Raw genomic sequence first — 18,048 nt, 5'->3', positions numbered from 1 at the left:
TCAGCTCCCGTACACGCGCTGCGCGGGCCGCGCATCGGCGAGCAGCTGCGCGACTGCCGCGCCCACCTCGGCCGTCGCCCAGCGCGCGCCGCGATCGACGCTCGGACCCGTACGCCAGCCTTCCGCGACCGCGATCATCCCGCCCGCGACCTCGAACACCTGGCCCGTCACGTCGGCCGACAACGTGCTGCCGAGCCACACGACGAGCGGCGCGACGTTGGCCGGGTCGAAATAATCGAAGCCGCCGTCTTCGGGCTTCTTCATCATGTCGGCGAACACGCCTTCGGTCATCGACGTGCGCGCGGCCGGCGCGAGCGCGTTCACGCGCACGCCGTAGCGCTGCAGCTCGGCCGCCTGCATCAGCGTGAGCGCGGCGATGCCAGCCTTCGCAGCACCGTAGTTCGACTGGCCGATCGAGCCTTGGAGCCCGGCGCCGGAACTCGTGTTGATGATGCGTGCGTCGACCGGGTTACCGGCCTTCGCCGCGTCGCGCCACACGCGCGCCAGCACGCTCGACAGGCAGAAGTGGCCGCGCAGGTGCACGCGCATCACGTCGTCCCAGTCCTGCTCGGTCATGCTCGTGAACATCTTGTCGCGGCAGATGCCCGCGTTGTTGACGAGCACGTGCACGTCACCGAACGCTTCGCGCGCCGCGTCGACGATCCGCTGCGCGGTGTCGGTCTGCGTGATGTCGTCGGAATTCGCGAGCGCGCGGCCACCGCGCCTTGCGATCTCGTCAACGACTGCCTGCGCGGCATCGTGCCGGATGTCGTTGACGACGACCGCCGCGCCCTCGGCCGCGAACGCGAGTGCGTATTCGCGCCCGAGCCCGCCGCCCGCGCCGGTGATGATGACGGTGCGTCCGTTACAGATTCCCATGCTGGTGCCTCTTGGATCGTGAGTTCGTGAAAGTGACGCGCTCACAGGCGCTCGATGATCGTGACGTTCGCGAGGCCACCGCCTTCGCACATCGTCTGCAATCCGTAACGACCGCCCGTGCGCTCCAGCTCATGCAGCAGCGTCGTCATCAGCCGCGCACCGGTCGCGCCGAGCGGATGGCCGAGTGCGATGCCGCCGCCGTTCGGGTTGGTCTTTTCGTGCGGAAACCGCGTGTCCGCCAGCCACGCCTGGGCGACCGACGCGAACGCTTCGTTCATCTCGACGACGTCGATCTGCGACCAGTCGAGCCCGCTCTTCTTCAACGCGGCCTTGGTCGCCGGGATCGGCGCGGTCAGCATCCACAGCGGATCGTCGCCGAGCACGCTCAGGTGGTGAATGCGCGCCCGCGGCGTGAGGCCGTAGCGCTTCAGCGCGTCCTCGGACACGATCAGCAATGCGGCAGCCGCGTCGCAGGTCTGGCTCGCGACGGCGGCCGTCAGCGAGCCGCCCGGCGTGAGCGGCTCGAGCGTCGCCATCTTTTCCAACGACGTGTCGGGGCGCGGCGTCTCGTCGTGCATCACGCCCTCGAACGGCACGATTTCCCGCTTGAAATGGCCGGCCTCGATCGCCGCGACCGCACGGCGGTGGCTTTCGAGCGCATAGCGCTCCATCGCATCGCGCGACAGGTTCCAGTGATCGGCGATCCGCTGCGCGGCGACGAACTGCGACACCGGCGCATCGCCGAAGCGCGCGCGCCAGCCGGTGCTGCCCGAGAACGGATCAGTGAAGCCGAGCGGCGCCGCGCACGTCATCGCGGACGAGATCGGGATCTGCGTCATCGTTTGCACGCCGCCAGCGACGACGACGTCCTGCACGCCGCTCATCACGGCCTGCGCTGCGAAGTGCACGGCCTGCTGCGACGACCCGCACTGGCGGTCGACCGTCACGCCCGGCACCTGCAGCGGCAACCCGGCCGCGAGCCAGCAGGTGCGTGCGATGTTGCCCGCGAGCGGGCCGATCGTGTCGACGCAGCCGAACACCACGTCGTCGTAGTCGTCCGCCGGAATCGCATTGCGTTCGACGAGCGTCTTCAGCACGAAGCCGCCGAGGTCCGCCGCATGCACGTGCGAGAGCCCGCCCTTGCGGCGGCCGGTCGGCGTGCGCAGCGCGTCGACGATATAGGCTTGTTTCATCGGTTGGATTCCTCGAGGTCGAAGGTCTGCGCGGGGCCGATCGGCAATGCGTCGCCGAGGATCGCGTCTGCCACGCGGGCCTTGTGGAACGCGCTGTCGCCCCAGCTGCCGGAAAGCGCCCAGATGCGCTTCATGAAGATCTGCAGGTCGAGCTCCCACGTGTAGCCGATCGCGCCGTGCACCTGCATCGAGTGGCGCGCGGCGAGCTGCGCGGCCGACGTCGCCGCGAGCTTCGCGTGCGATACGAACACTGCACGCTGCGGGTGATCGTCGGCGATCGCCTGCGCGGCACGCGCGACTACCGGCCGCGCGAACTCGTAGCGGATCGCGACATCGGCAAGCAGATGCTTGAGCGCCTGGTACGAACCGATCGCCTTGCCGAACTGCTTGCGCTGCGCGCTGTAGTCGATCGCGACGTCGAGCACGCGCTGCGTCAGGCCGAGCAGCTGTGCGGCGACCGCGAACGCGCCGTGGTCGAGCGCGCGGTTCAGCAGCGGCGCGGCTTCGTCGGCGCTCGCGATGCGGGTGGCCGCCGATGGCTCCCAGTCGAGCGTGAACAGCCGCCGCGACGGGTCGACGCTGTCGACCGCGCGCCACGCACACCGCGCGGGGTCGACGCGATGCAGCTCGCCGCGGTGCTCGCACAGGAGCGTTTGCGCGACGTGCACGTCGGCCGCATACGGGTTCACCGGATGCACGAGCGCGACGCGCGCGCGCCCTTCGGCGATGTCGCGCAGCAGCGCATCGCGCCAGTCGCTCGCCGGCAGCCGCGCGAGCACGCCGGCCGACACGAGCGCCGTGTCGAGCAGCGGTTCGGGGCTGCCGAAGTAACCGTAGGTCTGTGCGAGCAGCGCCCATTCAGCTTCTGTCAGGCCGAGGCCGCCGTGCGCCTCGGGCACCGACACGGCGGTCAGCCCCTGCGACGCGAACAGCGCCCACAGGTCATCCGAGCGCCCGGTCGGCGTCGCCCAGAGCTCGCGGATCAGCTCGGGCGTCATCTCGGTCATCAGCAAGCGCTTCACGCTGTCCGCGAGCGCTTCCTGGTCTTCATCGAATACGAAATCCATACGATGTCCGTTCAGTGAGGGGGGCGCCGGCGCCGTTACGCGCGCGGCATGCCGAGCATCCGTTCGGCGACGATGTTGCGCTGGATCTCGTTGGTGCCCGCGTAGATCGTGCCGGCCTGTGCGAACAGGAAGCCGTCGAGCCAGTGGCCGAGCGTCGCGTGTTGCGCGGCCGTCTGCGGGACGACTTCGCCGTGCGCGCCGAGGATGTCGAGCGCGGTCTGGTGCATGCGCAGGTCGAGTTCCGACCAGAACACCTTGTTGGTGCTCGACTCCGCGCCGATATGGCCGCCCTTCAGCAGCCGGCTCGCGGTCGCGTAGGTCGATAGCGCGTACGCCTGCGCATCCATCCATGCCTGCACCACGCGCTCGCGCAGCGTCGGGTCGCGGTCGGCGCTGTCGCGGTGGGCGAGATACAGGTCGCGCAGCGCCTGCGCGGTGCGCTGGAAGCGCGCGGGCGAACGCAGCATCAGCCCGCGCTCGAACCCGGCCGTCGCCATCGCGACCTGCCAGCCCGCGCCTTCGGCCGCAAGCCGGTTCTCGACCGGCACGCGCACGTCGTCGAAGAAGATTTCCGCGAAACCTGTCTGCCCGTTCAGCTGGCGGATCGGCCGCACCGTGATGCCCGGCGCGGACAGCGGCACCATCAGGAACGTCAGCCCGTGGTGGCGCGACGATTCGGGATCGCTGCGGAAGAGGCCGAACAGCCAGTCGGCCCACACCGCGCGCGTCGACCAGATCTTCTGGCCGTTCAGCACGTATTCGTCGCCGATGCGGGCGGCCGTCGTGCGGATCGCGGCCATGTCGGAACCGGCATTCGGCTCCGACCAGCCCTGCGCCCACACGTGCTCGCCGGCCGCCATCGCGGGCAGGAAACGCGCCTTCTGCTCCGCCGTGCCGAAATCCATCAGCGTCGGGCCGAGCAGGAAGATGCCGTTCTGGTTCACGCGCATCGGCGCGTCGGCGCGCCAGTACTCCTCCTCGAAGATCAGCCACTCGATCAGGTCGCAGCCGCGCCCGCCCAGTTCGCGCGGCCACGTGACCATGCTCCAGCGGCCCGAGTGCAGCGTGCGTTCCCATTCGCGGTGCGCAGCAAAGCCTTCCTCGGTGTCGAAGCTCGGCAGCCGCTCGCGCGGCACGTGCGCGGCGAGCCATGCGCGGATCTCCGCGCGAAACGCCTGTTGCTGCGGCGTATAGGTCAGGTTCATGCGCGTGCCTCCTCGGCGGGTGCCTGCGCATCGAAACGCGCGTCGCGCTTCTCGACGAACGCGGCACGGGCTTCCGACGAATCGTTCGTCATGTACGCCTGCAGCGTGAAACCCTGCTCCCAGCGGTACTTATCCTCGAGATCGCCGTCCTCGACGCCGTTCAGCGCCTCCTTCGCGAGCCGCACCATCGCCGGGCTCTTCTCCGCGATCTTGCGGGCGATCGCGAGCGCCGCGTCGCGCAGCGTGTCGCGCGTCACGACCTGCTCGACCGCGCCGAGCCGGTACGCTTCGGCCGCATCGATCATGTCGCCCGTGAAGTACATCGCGCGCACCTTCTGCACGCCGAACAGACGCTGCAGGTGCGCACCGCCGCCCATCGCGCCGCGGTCGATCTCGGGCACGCCAAAGCGTGCGCAGTCGGCCGCGACGACGATATCCGCCGCACCGCAGATGCCGATCCCGCCGCCGAGCACGAAGCCGTGCACAGCCGCGATCACCGGCTTCGGATTGCGGTGCACGGCGCGGAACGTCTCGTAGTTGCCCGCATTGACCGACACGATCCGCTCCGGATGCGCGGCCAGTTCCTTGATGTCGACGCCCGCGCAGAAGCCGCGGCCTTCGCCGCGCACGACGATCACGCGCACGTCGTCGTCTTCGCCGAGCGCGTCGAGCGCGCGGGAGAGCGCATGCCAGCCCTGCGCGTCGAGCGCGTTCACGGGCGGATGGGCGATCACCAGTTCGGCGATGCCGTCTGCGCGATCGATCCGGAACGGCATCGCGCCGGCCGGTTGATTGGATGCTGTCATCTCCATTGCCTCCCTGTGATGTTGTTCATGCGGCCTGCGCCGCTGCCGCGCCGCGCAACGCGGCCAGTGCGTCGAGCCGCTCGCAGGCTTCCGCGACGATCCGTGCGATCAGCGCGTCGCACGGTTCGATCGCGCCGATCATCGCGGCTGCCTGGCCGCTCGGCAGCACACCTTCATCCGGGCGGCCCTCGACGATCGCGCGCTGGATCAGGAACGGCGCGTTCGCGGCCATCAGCGTCTGGCTCGCGGTGTAGTCGTGCGAGCGCAGCGCCTTGATCGCGAGGCCGAGCATGTCGGTCGTGCGCAGCCCGTTCTGGCGCCGCCACGCTTCGGCCGTCTTCAGCGCAAACAGCGTGCGGCGCAGCGGGCCGAAGCGCTCGAGCTTCAGCAGATACGGGTTGTCGATCATCCGTTGCGGCAGCCCGTCGAGTGCGTCCGATACGCGGATGCGTGCCGGGTCGCCGACCGCGACGTAGCGGTCGAGCGTCTCGCGCGGCACCGGTGATTCGGCGCTCATCAGGAAGCGCGTGCCCATTGCAATGCCGGCCGCGCCATACGCGAGCGCGGCGGCCAGCCCGCGCCCGTCGAAGAACCCGCCGGCCGCGACCACCGGCACGCGCACCGCGTCGAGCACCTTCGGCAGCAGCAGCGTGGTCGGCACCGAGCCCGTGTGGCCGCCGCCTTCCGCGCCCTGCACCGTCACGATGTCCGCGCCGAGTTCGACCGCCTTCGCCGCATGCTTCGGCGCGCCGACCGTCGGCATGCAGACGATGCCGGCGTCCTTGAAACGGCGGATCGTCTTCGCATCGGGCCCACGGCCGTAGCTCACTGCGCGCACCTTGTGCTTGATCGCCAGCTCGACGACCTGCTGCGCGTTCTTCTGGAACATGTGGAAGTTGATGCCGAACGGCTTGTCGGTCAGCGACTTCACCTTCAGGATCTCGGCCTCGACCTGCTCCGGCTCGAGCGTCGCGCCGGCCAGGAAGCCGAAACCGCCTGCGTTCGCGGTCGCCGCGACGAGCCGCGCGTCGGCCACCCAGCCCATCGCGGTCTGCACGATCGGATAGCGGCAACCGAGCAGGTCGCACAGCGGCGTATGCAGCGGGCTTTGCAGCGTCGTGGTCATGCGGCGGCTCCGTTGACGGCGACCGGTACTTGCGCGTCGCTACGATCCGCGCCGTTCGGCTGGCGTTGCGAGCTGGCCATGCTGCGCGCGTCGTAGCCGCCGAGACGATCGCCGCTCACAAGCTCGTTGTGCGCATGCGCGAAGTGATGCCATGCGAACGCCGCATCCATCGCCGCCCGCTTGCCCTGCAGTTCCTCGACGTGGTTCAGCGCCTGCTTGGTCAGCGTGAGCCCGAGGCGCGGCATCGTCGCGATCTTCGCGGCGATCGCGTAGGTCGCGTCGTGCAGCCGTTCGCGCGGCACCACGCGGTTGACCATTCCCATCTGGTACGCGCGTTCGGCCGGCATCCGTTCGCCGAGGAACAGGAATTCCTTCGCGATGCGCGGATTCAGCTCGTACGCATGCGCGAAATACTCGACGCCCGGAATCCCCATCCGCACGACCGGATCGGCGAAGAACGCATCCTCGGACGCGACGATCAGGTCGCACACCCACGCGAGCATCAGCCCGCCGGCGACGCATGCGCCCTGCACCATCGCGATCGTCGGCTTCGGCAGGTCGCGCCAGCGCCGGCACATCCCGAGGTACACCTCCTGCTCGCGTGCATACAGGAATTCGCCGCCTTCCTTGTCGACGTGGTCGTACCACAGCGACGCACGCTCGAACGACTCGTGGATGTCGCGGCCCGGCGTGCCGATATCGTGGCCCGCCGAGAAATGCTTGCCGGCGCCCGCGAGCACGATCGCCTTCACCGCGTCGTCGTGCGCCGCGCGCCGGAACGCCGCGTCGAGCGCATACGTCATCTTCGAGTTCTGCGCGTTGTGATACTCGGGGCGGTTCATCGTGATCGTCGCGATGCCGCCGTCGACCGCGTAATCGACGACACCGTCGCCGAAGGTCATCTGGGTCGCTTCCATGTCGCCCCTCATCCCCGGCGCGGCGCCGGATTGTTGCGCACGATCGTCGCGCGCAGGTTGTGCGGATCGAGCGCGCGCACGATGCGCAGGTCTTCCGCGTTCGGCGCTTCGGTCGTGCCGAGTTCCGGATGTGGAATCAGCGGAAAGCCCGTCGCGTCCTGCACCTCGTCGAAGCTCACGCCCGGGTGCAGCGAACGCACGCGGATCGCATGGTCCGGCCCGCCGAAATCCATCACGCACAGGTCGGTGACAATGCTGCGCAGGTCGACGAAGGTCTTCATCCCGGGCAGCCGGCGCGCCGGGTTGTAGCCGACCGTGCACACCATGTCGACTTCGCCATCGACGAACGTGCGCTTGCCGTGGCCGCTGACGAAGAACGAGTTCGCGTGGTTCGTCGTGTTGCCGGGGAAGCCGCGCGCACCGAGCAGCTGGGTTTTCGGGCGGGCGTAGTCGTCGCCGAGCCACGAGATGTTGGCCTGGCCGAAACGGTCGATCTGCGTCGGCATCACGAGCGCGTGGCGGCGGCCGTGCCACAGACAGTCGAACACGCGTTCGTAGGTCATCCAGCCGCTCGCCTTCACGCGATAGCCGTCGGGGCGCGGGCCGAGCGGCACCGGCTCCTCGACGAGATACGCTTCGCCGTCGGTCAGCATCAGCCCGTTGTTGTACGCGAGCCGCGCGAGGCCGGCCGCGAGCCGCGGGCCCGTGCCGATGCCGGTCGCCAGCACTTCGCCGTCGTCGCGCCAGAGTCGCGCGGACGCGACGATCATCAGTTCCGCGAGGGAATGGTCGAGAGATTCGCTCACAGGCGCTCCTTTACAGAATCGGCAACGGCAGCGTCGTCACATGCGACAGGCCGCCGACGCCTTCGAGGTACTGGCGTTCGTCCTGGCCGACCACGTCGCGCAGGTACGCCGTCGTTTTCGCGTCGTCTTCCGCGCTCGCGCAGTACGCGCGCAGGTGCGGCAGGTCCCAGCCGTAGGCCGGCCCGCACGACGTCGGGTGCGCGCCGCCCGGCGCGTGCACGACGCCCGTGACGAGCGAGCGCTCGAACGGATTGCGTTTCGCGGCGTCGAGGTCTTCCGTCGCGATCGATGCGTCGACTGTCTCCGCCGACACGTAGCAGCGCTGCGCGGCACGTGCCATCCAAGCATCGAAGAACGGATCGGGGCCGTCGATGCGCGTGTTGCCCATCCGGTCGGCCGCGTTCACGTGCAGCAGCGCGACGTCGAGTTCGATCGCCGGCATCGCGAGCAGCGTTTCGCCGTCGTCGTACGGCGATTGCACGGTGCGCAGCGCCGGTGCGTGGTCGAGCAGCGCGGTGCCGAGCCCGGCGCGCGTCGGCAGGAACGGCAGCCGGGCGGCGGCCGCGCGCAGGCCGAGCTGCAGCATCCCTTCGTCGAGTTCGAGCACGTCGATGCGGCCCTGCTCGCGCGCCCGGCGGAAATGCGGTTCGAGCGGGATCACGTCGAGCGACACGAAGCCGAACACCACCTTGCGCACCTTTCCGGCCGCGCAAAGCAGGCCGACATCGGCGCCGCCGTACGCGACGATCGTCAGGTCCTTCAGGTTCGAGCGCGCGATCTCGCGCACCAGCGCCATCGGCTTGCGCCGCGGCCCCCATCCGCCGATGCCGATCGTCATGCCGTCGGCGAGTTGCGCGACCACGTCGCGCGCGGACATCGTCTTGTCGAGAGGTTTCATCGTCATCGTGCTGGCTTACCGGTATCCGATGCTGAAATCGTGGCCCCACTGGCTCACCTTGGTGGCCTCGAACACCGCGTGCTTCGACCAGTCGACCGTGAGGCCGCCGAAGCCGTATTCGAGATCGAAGCCGCCGGGGGTCTTCATGTAGAAAGAAATCATCTGGTCGTTGCAGTGACGGCCGAGCGTCGCGGACATCTTCACGTCGTGCGCCGCAACGCGATCCAGCCCGCGGCCCACTTCGTCCATCGAATCGACTTCGGCCATCACGTGCACGCAGCCCGACGGCACGGCCATCTCGAACAGCGCGAGGCTGTGATGGCGCGCGTTGCGGCAGTGCATGAAATGGATGCGCTTCTCGGGTTCGGCCGGATCGGCCGTGAACTTCACCCGAAAGATGTCGGACAGTTCGAAGCCGAGCACGCCGCGCACGAATGCGTCGGTCGCGTCGAACTGCGGCGCGGGCAGCACCGCGTGGCCGAGCCCCATGTCGCCAGTGACGAAACGTGCGACGCCGAGCGGCGACACGAAGCGGCGGAAGTCGCAGCGCGCGCCCCAGTACAGCTCGTGGCGGTTGCCGGACGGGTCGGTGCACCACGCCATCGCCTGCACGCGGCGCAGCGCGGCTTCGTCGCGGGTCGCGCGCACGGGCTCGACGCCCGCGCGCTGCAGTGCCGCAAGCGCGGCGTCGAACGCGGCGCCGTCGGGCAGTTCCCAGCCCGACGCGAAATAGCGGTCGGTCGAGCCGGGAACGATCACGTAGCGGAAATCGCGCTCGTCCATCTTCAGGTACAGCGCGCCGTCGGGCGCGTCGAGCGCCTGCATGCCCAGCACGTCTTCCGCGTAGCGGCGCCACGCATCGACGCGCGTCGCCTCGACGACGACATAGCCAAGCGCACGGACATCGATCATGTCGGCCTCCTCCTGGTTCAGAATCCGTTGTTCGTGAAAGGATTCTGGCCGGTCGGGGGTGGTGTTACATCGTCTGTTGGGACGAGAGGCGGCGGGGAATTGGAGCGGCGCAGACGCGCGCTAAAGCCCGGCGGAGCGGGCCATACATGCGGAAGGAGACGGAGAGCAGGTGCGGGTTGCCGCGGCGCGGCAACCCGGATCAGTCGAACGGGTTCAGCAACCTGACGCCGGTGCGGGCAAAATCCGCGACGTTGCGCGTGACCACGGTGAGATCGTTGATCAGCGCGGTGGCCGCGATCAGCTTGTCGAGTTCGTGCGTCGGATCGGGCACGCGCAAATGCCCCCACATCTGGCTGATCTCGATGTCGACCGGCAGGATGTTCGGTGCATAGCCGGCCAGGATCGTCGCCACCCATGCCTCGAGCGCCGACGCCTGGGGGTGATCGCCGCGATGACGGATCAGATCGACGCCGCGGCGAAGTTCAGCAACCGTCACGACGGACAGGTAAAGCGGGCTGGCGTCGGCCGCGGCCTGCCTGAAGAACGCCCGCACGCCACGGTTGGTTCGCTTGCCTTTCCTGATTTCGCTGATGACGTTCGTATCAATCAAATAGGCCGGGCGATTCGGCGTCATTTCTTTTGATTTCAATTGGTTAGATGCACATTCCGGCGGGAAAATACCCGCCGGAATGTGCATCCTGACGCCATAAGAATCAAGCACTTACCCATGTGTTCTGAACAGTCTCTTCCGCAAGCCCGCCTCTTCCACGCAAGGCCAAAGAAAGGTAGCCGAATACACGGCAACGGCACATATTTCCCGCTCTATTGCTCAACGATTACCAGCACAAAATCACTCGAGGCCGTCGTGCTAACGACCTTCCAACCAGCGTAAATAACATCAGCCAATGATGGCTGAACGACGCCCGATGGGTTCATCGGCCAGCTTTGAACCTGCCCATCCGCTTGCTTCGCTACAACGTACGCGACTTGTGCCATCGTTTTCTCCCGTCTTAAGAAGTGAAGCTTCGGACCCTCGCCAGGACCATATAACAAAGCGACATTGCTGCCCATACGTCCGATCCCTGCCGCGACGCAAGGCATGCTCGTACCCCACCTTTATTCCACAATGTACATCCCTCATTTTTGCGTAACGAGGTGTGACCTCGCCTCGCCCCTCATCGCACTGGCCAGATAGCCCGCCAGCACCATGCCTTTCCTTGATTTTTAACGTCACTTGCCTACCGCCTACCGGGTTTGAAGGCCGATTCCACTGTATGCAAATTAGGTTGACAGGACATAGACCCGCGGCTGAGTGTGAGTTCTAACGTTCGTCAATGCTGTAGATGCGTATGGTGGCGCACCATGTGAAGGCAGAAAAAACCACACCCATATCGCTCTCGGCGACGTCAATGAATGCAGCATTGAAGATGTCCGACCTGATAACCTGCGAGCCTCGAACCAGTGCCATTTGTTTGGTGCATCGTAAAATTTCCGGGGAAATGCGGGAACGGCCTGTGGCGTTCGCCCCTGATCGGTGAGCCTATCCGAATCTTTGTGTGTGAGGCATAAACTGACGGCCAAGGAGCCACTTTATGCCACGCAAACGCAAGGAAGAAGTGACGATTGAACCGGGCAAGGGCTTGAACCTGGACCCGGAACTGATCAAGCAACTGGTACCCGGAACGCTGGATCGGGCGACGATCAACGAGCAGCTCGCCGCGCTCAAGAAGGCGATCTTCGAGCGCGCGCTGGGCGGCGAACTGACCCACCACCTGGGCTACGAGAAGGGCGAAGCCAAGCCGGTAGACCGCACGAACCATCGCAACGGCACCAGCCGCAAGCGCATCGCGACCGACGATGACCTACTCGACGTCGAGATTCCGCGCGACCGTGAAGGCACCTTTGATCCGGTGCTGATCGCCAAGGGCGAGCGACGCTTCACCGGCTTCGACGGCAAGATCATCGCGATGTACGCACGCGGCATGAGCGTGCGGGAGATTCAGGGTTTCCTGCTGGAGATGTACGGCATCGAGGTGTCGCCGGACTTCATCAGCACGGTGACCGATGCCGTGATCGACGAAGTGCGCGAATGGCAGCAGCGGCCGCTTGAGCCGATGTACCCGGTCGTGTTCTTCGATGCCTTGCGAGTCAAGATCCGCGACGAAGGCGTCGTGCGCAACAAGGCGATCTATCTGGCGCTGGGCGTACGCCGCGATGGCACGCGCGACGTGCTCGGCCTTTGGATCGAGCAGACCGAGGGGGCCAAGTTCTGGTTGCGGGTGGTGAACGACCTGAAGCTGCGCGGCGTGCAGGACATCTTGATCGCCGTGGTCGACGGCTTGAAGGGCTTCCCGGAAGCGATCAACACGGTGTTCCCGGAAACGACGGTCCAGACCTGCATCGTGCATCTGATCCGAAACTCGCTGGACTTCGCCAGCTGGAAAGACAGGAAATCGGTCGCGGCGGCGCTCGAGGAGATCTACCGGGCACCGTCGGCTGAAGCCGCCGCCGTGGCGCTAGAGGCGTTCGATACGAGCCCGTGGGGCACGAAATACCCCCCGATTGCTGCACTCTGGCGCCGGGCCTGGGATCAGTTGATTCCGTTCTATGCCTTCGCGCCTGACATCCGGAAAATTGTATATACGACCAACGCGATCGAGTCGCTGCACATGCAGCTTCGGAAGATCATCAAGGCGCGCGGTCACTTCCCGTCGGACGAGGCCGCGCTGAAGTTGATCTGGCTGGCGCTGCGCAACGTCGTTGCCAAATGGACCGGCTCCCGACACGATTGGAAGAGCGCGATGACGCAGTTTGCACTGCTTTACCCGGAACGATTCAACATTGGAGTCTGAATCTCAACCCGCCTCACACACGAAATTCCGGATACCTTCTGATCGGTCGTTCGACGCCGATGCCAGGCTTGATGACTTGACCAGTGAACCGTGGGATAGCTAACAGCTGCGTTCCGCGCTGGAGGACTGCACTCCGAGCAATCGAACGCCCCTCGGGAAACTCACGGCTAGATGGGCGGCGCACCACCAGTCAGCATTTACGAAACGGGACGGCCGGCCGACTGCGGCCAAGTTGGGTCCCTCTTCGCTATCTCCCAACAACGGCCATTCCATACGCAGACCTCTCTGCGTTACCCTTGCCGGCCGGCATCTCCGCTTAAAGTCATTCACACAATCCGGACGAAACGGTAATAGACATGAACCACAACAGAATCCACAAATGCGTGCTACTTGTACTTGCACTGGCGATCGGGCGCGCGGAGGCAACGCCTGATGCAGAGGCAAGTATCCAAAGCACGCAGATCCACAACCCCTTCCCTGAATCCGCGCCAATCCATGCGAGCTACGCGAAATACATCATGCGGCTGACCTCCGATCCAACCTTTCAGGCATTCGAAGCCCAAACGACGCGTGAGAATGCAATGAGTCGCGGAACCGACTTGTCATCAAATGGCTTGAAGCGGCTCGACGATGTATCGCTCGAGACCAGGATGAGAATCGTGTCCAAGATACTCGACGAGGCGAGCGAAGCCGAGTGCGCGGCGCTCTTGCAGGGACCGTCATCAGTGCCTGGGCCCAGCGCAATGGACAAGGCCCTCGTCAAGCTAAACGAGACTGACGCCGATTTCTGGTTTTCATCGGGGGGCGATGCCGTGCTAGCCGCATTGCGACAGGATCCTGTTCCCTCAATCAAGCAGGAGGATGTCAACGAAGGCGTGTCCAGAATAAAGGCAACGCTACCTCCACAGGAAGTGCAGAAATTCGCTTCGGCGCTGCAAAACCCGCGCAGGGTCTCTCCTTCCGACGCATGCTGGGCGATGAGGATCCTCTATCGGGAAGGGGCAGCGCTAGCCGAGCCTTACCGCGCGGCAATTGCCAGGGCAACCGTCTCGCACTGAACCGCGCCGCGGCGCTCCTGAAAGACAACCCGATGCGGCCGGACTATCGGCTTCCGGCGAACTGCTGACTGGCTCCTCTGCCGGGTTGGAAAGTGGCGGCCGGTCGAACCCGACACATTCCCTCTGGTTGATGGGGCTCCCTCGCGAGTGGGACTCATCGCGCACTCGCGGCCGTCCCACCGGCCGCCCGGATAGTCAAGGCATATGCCAGGACATCGCTCGGTTGCCTGATCGACTGCAACGACTTTGTATATCCGGAAGCTCGCCCCCCCGCCTATCGTCAGCCCGATCGCCACCACTGTGGAACAGTTCATTTTTAAAGTTCGCCACGCCTGCAGTGGGCCTTCGAACACAACTCCGTCGCGCCTCAGTCCGAACGATTGCCACCAATCCTTGATCGCGTTTTCATTGAGGTTATTGAGGCAGACCGTTTGATCCGGTCCACGTTCTTCATAAGCCTCGTCGTCGCCCAAATCTTGATCGCGATAAGGATGCGCTGCATAAATTTGGGGAAGCAGTCGGAGTCCGTTTTTCGTCCGCCCATCTGGTCGCGGCCACCACGAAATATAGGTGCTGCCGACCTCCATCGAGGCGTGCCCCCCACCCTTTGGTGGTGTCGCGATAGTCCCAAACATGCACTTTGACCAAGTGGATCTCCTCGATCTTGCCGCCCTCCGTCGCGCGCGGTTCGCCGTTCGTCTCTTACCGCCGCGTCACACATTTCTTCTGCATCGCACCAGCGCACAGTTTTGAGACTGAGGGATCGTGGCACGTCCATGCGCACGATTTCTCACTCAACATGGAGGGGAAAAATGAAAATCCGATTGAGCGACTGGCTCGCCCGAGTATTCAATCCTGTGCCAGCAATGCGCACTGCGTCACGATGGATCAAGGATGGAAAGATTCACCCACCGCCAACCAGAGTCGGGAACGCTTATTACGTCGAACAAAACGCTGTCTATCAGGACAACGCTCGCACTCGTCCCCGGTCAAGATCGATCGACATGCGCTCGCTGGGAGCGATCATGGGTCAAGCATGATCACGCGCTCGTCAGTAGCCAAAAGACTGGCGTTGTCGTAGAAATCCCAACGTCACTGCGACTCGATGCGATTGGAATGACGCTCGCCGACGTCATTGCGCGATGCAAGAAAAGCGACGCCATCAGCCCGTACCTGATCCACTACACGATCACGAAGAACGGAACCGTGCCTGGCACCCCGGTTGGTCTGGTGATCATCTCGGCAGCGTTCGCGCGAGCGCGCGGGAAGGCAGGCGTCCCGGATGAGAATGCACCGTCGTTCCGCGAGATCCGGAGCCTTTCGAAGCGGCTGCATGACAAGCAAAGGAATGTGGGCATGAAGGCGCTGCTCGGTCACATGTCGATACATCGGCCGAAACCTACGCGGATGCACGAGGAATCGAGCCTATTGGGGTGTAGAAGGGTCCTTAACGAATTATGAACACGTTCTGAACAAGCCCTTATGCGACAAGGGTTTCCGGTCGATCGAACGCGTCAATCAAATACACGCCTGGCCTCGCCGGAATCCTGAACACGTTGATAATCGGCGTCCTCGCCAACATCGGGCATGCTCATCAGCACTTGCGCAAATGTCTTTCGCTTCGGCCGGCCGAGCGCATCGGCCAGAATGGCCCGATGTTCGGCCTCGGCACTCCTGCCATTTGCCGCCGCCTGCTCGCGCAGGCTCTGAACGATACTGTCATCCACGTTACGCACCAGTAGATTTGCCATGGTTCCCTCCATCCAGGTTGATATCAATGATAGCGCCAACAACGGAAGGGGGACGGTGGTTGGCGTCAGCGAGCGGCAACGGGCCGCATGAATCCTTTCGGCATGCGCCGCTCGCCCGACACGTCGAACTGCTGTTTGAAAGGTAAGCCGGATCGGAACGGCGCGAAAGACGGCCGATCGGCCAATCACCGCTGAACGGCGGGCGCCGTTCGACGCGGGACGGCTGCATTCACCGCTTCCGCGCGCGGTGCTCGCGACGGTCGTCAGTCCTCTTCCGAACACCCATTGCCCCACCCGTATCGGCGTGCCAACATTCCCCGGCCGGCACACGCAGCGACAACCCACCACTCAGAACCGATACGAAATCCCGATCTGCAACACCGGGTACCACCGGTAGCGCGACATCACCTGCCGCAGCGAATCCAGTCCGCTCGAGGCCAGGATCTGGCTCTTCGCCGGGCCCGCCGCGGCCGCCAGTTCCGGCGACAGCGTGTACGAGCATTTCGGTATCCCGTACGCAACACCGAGGTCGGCGACGAATCCCAGCCCTTTCGACGCCGGCCGATGCCCGTAGCCGATCCCGAAGTACGGCATCACCGTCGGATAACGCGCTTCCGCCACCGCATACATCCCCGGCATCGCCGGATAACGCTTGCCGCCGAACACATAGGTGCCGTTGGTCGGCACCGACACACCGCGGAGATCGTCGTCGTTGAAGCGCATCCCGAGCGTCGCCCGGAAGCCGCTGCCTCGCCACGGAAAGATGTCCGCGTACAGGCCGCCCTGGCGCAGCTTCAGGTCGTCCTGATAGCGATTGCCGGCCACCGTGAAGTCATGCGAAAGATCGATCGCATTGAAGTCCGCATGCGCCCCCAGCATCGAATTGAAGCTCACGGCCGCGCCGATGCCGACGCCCTGCGTGCCGCCCTGCAGGTAGATCTCCTGCGCGTGCGCACTCGCGGCGCACATCACCGCGGCCGCTGCCCATTGGTTCACCGTCATTTTCACGGGCGCCTCCCCCGACATGTGCCGGGCGCGCCTCGCCAACGCATGCGGCCTGCGTCGCCATGCGTGATGCGAACCCCGGCACGACACCTTGCAAGCACGCTTGCTGTTCGACGGATCGGGAACGCGCTGCCCCGTGCGCATGACCGATACGACATGCGCGGCAGGTACGCCGCGACAGGCGGCGTCCGCGGCCCGATCCGATTCCCCGTTTATTTCGATGTCGTTGCATGCCGCCGAGGCGTTCATCGTTCTTGCCAATTTCGTTTGCACCGGCGGCACCGGGTCAACCGCAAAGCGCGTGCCATGCGGCGCAAATCTAAGCGGGGCAAGCGTTACAGCAAATCACGGGCGCTCACGCGGGTTGTAATCGGAGGAAATGTTTCAGGAACGCATCCTTATTCGGCAGACGATGCCGGGGCACGCGATCCGACGTGTCACGCAGCGACGTCGCAACGCTCGTTGACCAAGGCCGGACGGCCATCAGCGCACACGAGCGCGTCATTGCCGTCAATCGTTTGTGGCGAAATGCATGGAAGAATGCGTTGCAAAGATGTGACCTCGCTCCGGGCGCAAGCGAGGCCGATGCACAATCGTGCGTGACGAGGCAGGGTGAATACCGATGCGTGCGCATGCATCTTGTCCGTGTCAGACACGGGCGCAATACGCGAGCCGGAACGATTGTCGATGGCGTCGTCGATACGCCGAAGAAGGAGGAAAGGTGGGTCATGTCAGCGTCCAGGACAACCGCCATGCGTGCGGTCGCCCGAACGTGCTTTTCTACGCTCCGCTACAACCCGTACCCCCCCGAAACATTCAACTGCTGCCCGGTAATGTAATTGGCCCTATCCGACGCCAGAAACACCGCCGCCCGCCCGACATCATGCGCCTTCCCCCAGCGCTTGAGCGCGAGCATCCTCTGCGTCTCGTCGATCCACGCCTGATCGAACTGCCCCTGTTCGAGCAGCACCGGAAACATCCCGGCCTCGATCACGCCGACCAGGATCGAATTCGCGCGAATATCGTAACGCCCCTCCTCGCGCGCCAGCCCCTTCACCAGCGCCTCGTTCGCCGCCTTCGGCGCGACCGACAGCCCGTCGCGATCGGGCCACCGCAAGTGCCCGGCCGACCCGAGCGTCACGAACGATCCGCCGCCCGACGCACGGAAGTGCGGCAGCGCGGCTTTCGCCCCCACGAAGAAACCGATCGTCTCGACGTCGATCGCGCGACGCCAGTCGTCGTGCGTCATGTCGCCGATATGGCGCTGGTTCACGAACGGCCCGGCCGCCCAGACGACCGTGTGCACGCGGCCATGCGCGCCGATCGCGGCCGCGAGCGCGGCGTCGACCTGCGCGGGATCGGTCACGTCCACGCAGTGCGTGGTGGCCGCGACACCCTCGCCGCGAATGTCGCGCGCAACCCGCTCGGCCACGTCGGCCTTGCTGCGGTAGCCCACCGCGACCGGCACGCCGGCACGCGCAAACTCGAGCGCGACACCCTGCCCGATCCCGCCGCTGCCGCCGAACACCAGCACCGCGCCCTGCGGAAACCCGTTGTCATTCATGCGTTCATC

Annotated in this window: 18 protein-coding genes; 4 read left to right on the top strand and 14 right to left on the bottom strand. The window is 65.4% G+C overall.

The window, feature by feature from the left end:
* From ACPTTF_RS23890 to ACPTTF_RS23840, 11 genes are all read right to left on the bottom strand, one after another.
* Positions 1 to 879 (bottom strand): SDR family oxidoreductase, encoded by an 879-nt coding sequence (locus ACPTTF_RS23890; RefSeq protein ID WP_423368478.1) that lies wholly within the window; start codon positions 877 to 879, stop codon positions 1 to 3.
* Positions 880 to 920: 41 nt separating this feature from the next.
* Positions 921 to 2,072, bottom strand: a complete 1,152-nt coding sequence (locus tag ACPTTF_RS23885; protein WP_423368477.1) for an acetyl-CoA C-acetyltransferase — start codon at positions 2,070 to 2,072, stop codon at positions 921 to 923.
* Complete coding sequence (locus tag ACPTTF_RS23880; RefSeq protein ID WP_423368476.1) at positions 2,069 to 3,139, bottom strand: acyl-CoA dehydrogenase family protein; 1,071 nt, start codon at positions 3,137 to 3,139, stop codon at positions 2,069 to 2,071. Before ACPTTF_RS23880 ends, ACPTTF_RS23885 begins: the two co-directional genes overlap by 4 nt.
* Before the next feature lie 35 nt (positions 3,140 to 3,174).
* Entirely contained in the window at positions 3,175 to 4,344 is a 1,170-nt protein-coding gene (locus tag ACPTTF_RS23875) for an acyl-CoA dehydrogenase family protein (protein ID WP_046547952.1), read from the bottom strand.
* Positions 4,341 to 5,156, bottom strand: coding sequence for an enoyl-CoA hydratase family protein (locus ACPTTF_RS23870; protein WP_423368475.1), 816 nt, complete (start codon positions 5,154 to 5,156; stop codon positions 4,341 to 4,343). The genes ACPTTF_RS23875 and ACPTTF_RS23870 overlap by 4 nt, the downstream gene beginning before the upstream one ends.
* A gap of 19 nt (positions 5,157 to 5,175) precedes the next feature.
* A complete protein-coding gene (locus ACPTTF_RS23865; RefSeq protein ID WP_423368474.1) occupies positions 5,176 to 6,276 on the bottom strand; it encodes an NAD(P)H-dependent flavin oxidoreductase in 1,101 nt (366 codons plus the stop codon).
* Positions 6,273 to 7,193, bottom strand: a complete 921-nt coding sequence (locus ACPTTF_RS23860; protein ID WP_423368473.1) for an enoyl-CoA hydratase — start codon at positions 7,191 to 7,193, stop codon at positions 6,273 to 6,275. Before ACPTTF_RS23860 ends, ACPTTF_RS23865 begins: the two co-directional genes overlap by 4 nt.
* Positions 7,194 to 7,201: 8 nt before the next feature.
* Entirely contained in the window at positions 7,202 to 7,999 is a 798-nt protein-coding gene (locus ACPTTF_RS23855; protein ID WP_166952176.1) for a ketoacid CoA transferase, read from the bottom strand.
* 10 nt (positions 8,000 to 8,009) lie between these two features.
* Complete coding sequence (locus ACPTTF_RS23850) at positions 8,010 to 8,903, bottom strand: CoA transferase subunit A (protein ID WP_423368472.1); 894 nt, start codon at positions 8,901 to 8,903, stop codon at positions 8,010 to 8,012.
* Between the two features lie 9 nt (positions 8,904 to 8,912).
* Entirely contained in the window at positions 8,913 to 9,809 is an 897-nt protein-coding gene (locus ACPTTF_RS23845) for a VOC family protein (RefSeq protein ID WP_166952170.1), read from the bottom strand.
* Positions 9,810 to 10,008: 199 nt separating this feature from the next.
* On the bottom strand, positions 10,009 to 10,443 hold the full coding sequence (locus ACPTTF_RS23840) for a type II toxin-antitoxin system VapC family toxin (RefSeq protein WP_423369864.1): 435 nt from the start codon (positions 10,441 to 10,443) through the stop codon (positions 10,009 to 10,011).
* A gap of 958 nt (positions 10,444 to 11,401) precedes the next feature.
* On the opposite strand from ACPTTF_RS23840, the gene ACPTTF_RS23835 reads away from it, so the two are divergent.
* The 4 genes from ACPTTF_RS23835 to ACPTTF_RS23820 all read left to right on the top strand — a co-directional run bounded on the left by ACPTTF_RS23835 (position 11,402) and on the right by ACPTTF_RS23820 (position 15,180).
* The gene (locus ACPTTF_RS23835; protein WP_423368471.1) at positions 11,402 to 12,661 is read left to right on the top strand and encodes an IS256 family transposase; all 1,260 of its coding nucleotides are present in this window, start codon (positions 11,402 to 11,404) and stop codon (positions 12,659 to 12,661) included.
* Between the two features lie 356 nt (positions 12,662 to 13,017).
* Positions 13,018 to 13,719, top strand: a complete 702-nt coding sequence (locus ACPTTF_RS23830; RefSeq protein WP_423368470.1) for a hypothetical protein — start codon at positions 13,018 to 13,020, stop codon at positions 13,717 to 13,719.
* A 776-nt stretch (positions 13,720 to 14,495) separates the two neighbouring features.
* Entirely contained in the window at positions 14,496 to 14,759 is a 264-nt protein-coding gene (locus ACPTTF_RS23825; RefSeq protein WP_423368469.1) for an excisionase, read from the top strand.
* Between the two features lie 76 nt (positions 14,760 to 14,835).
* On the top strand, positions 14,836 to 15,180 hold the full coding sequence (locus ACPTTF_RS23820; protein WP_423368468.1) for a hypothetical protein: 345 nt from the start codon (positions 14,836 to 14,838) through the stop codon (positions 15,178 to 15,180).
* 53 nt (positions 15,181 to 15,233) lie between these two features.
* Here ACPTTF_RS23820 and ACPTTF_RS23815 read toward each other — a convergent pair whose 3' ends face one another.
* The 3 genes from ACPTTF_RS23815 to ACPTTF_RS23805 form a co-directional block, all read right to left on the bottom strand.
* Positions 15,234 to 15,470: a FitA-like ribbon-helix-helix domain-containing protein gene (locus ACPTTF_RS23815; protein WP_423368467.1), complete on the bottom strand. Its 237-nt coding sequence runs from the start codon at positions 15,468 to 15,470 to the stop codon at positions 15,234 to 15,236.
* A gap of 348 nt (positions 15,471 to 15,818) precedes the next feature.
* Positions 15,819 to 16,496, bottom strand: coding sequence for a hypothetical protein (locus ACPTTF_RS23810; protein ID WP_423368466.1), 678 nt, complete (start codon positions 16,494 to 16,496; stop codon positions 15,819 to 15,821).
* A 769-nt stretch (positions 16,497 to 17,265) separates the two neighbouring features.
* On the bottom strand, positions 17,266 to 18,039 hold the full coding sequence (locus tag ACPTTF_RS23805; RefSeq protein ID WP_423368465.1) for an SDR family NAD(P)-dependent oxidoreductase: 774 nt from the start codon (positions 18,037 to 18,039) through the stop codon (positions 17,266 to 17,268).
* Positions 18,040 to 18,048: the final 9 nt, after the last annotated feature.

Origin of the sequence: Burkholderia crassaminum, from assembly GCF_964265005.1 — a bacterium.
Taxonomy (GTDB): domain Bacteria; phylum Pseudomonadota; class Gammaproteobacteria; order Burkholderiales; family Burkholderiaceae; genus Burkholderia.
This window is presented reverse-complemented; position numbering and strand designations above follow the sequence as displayed.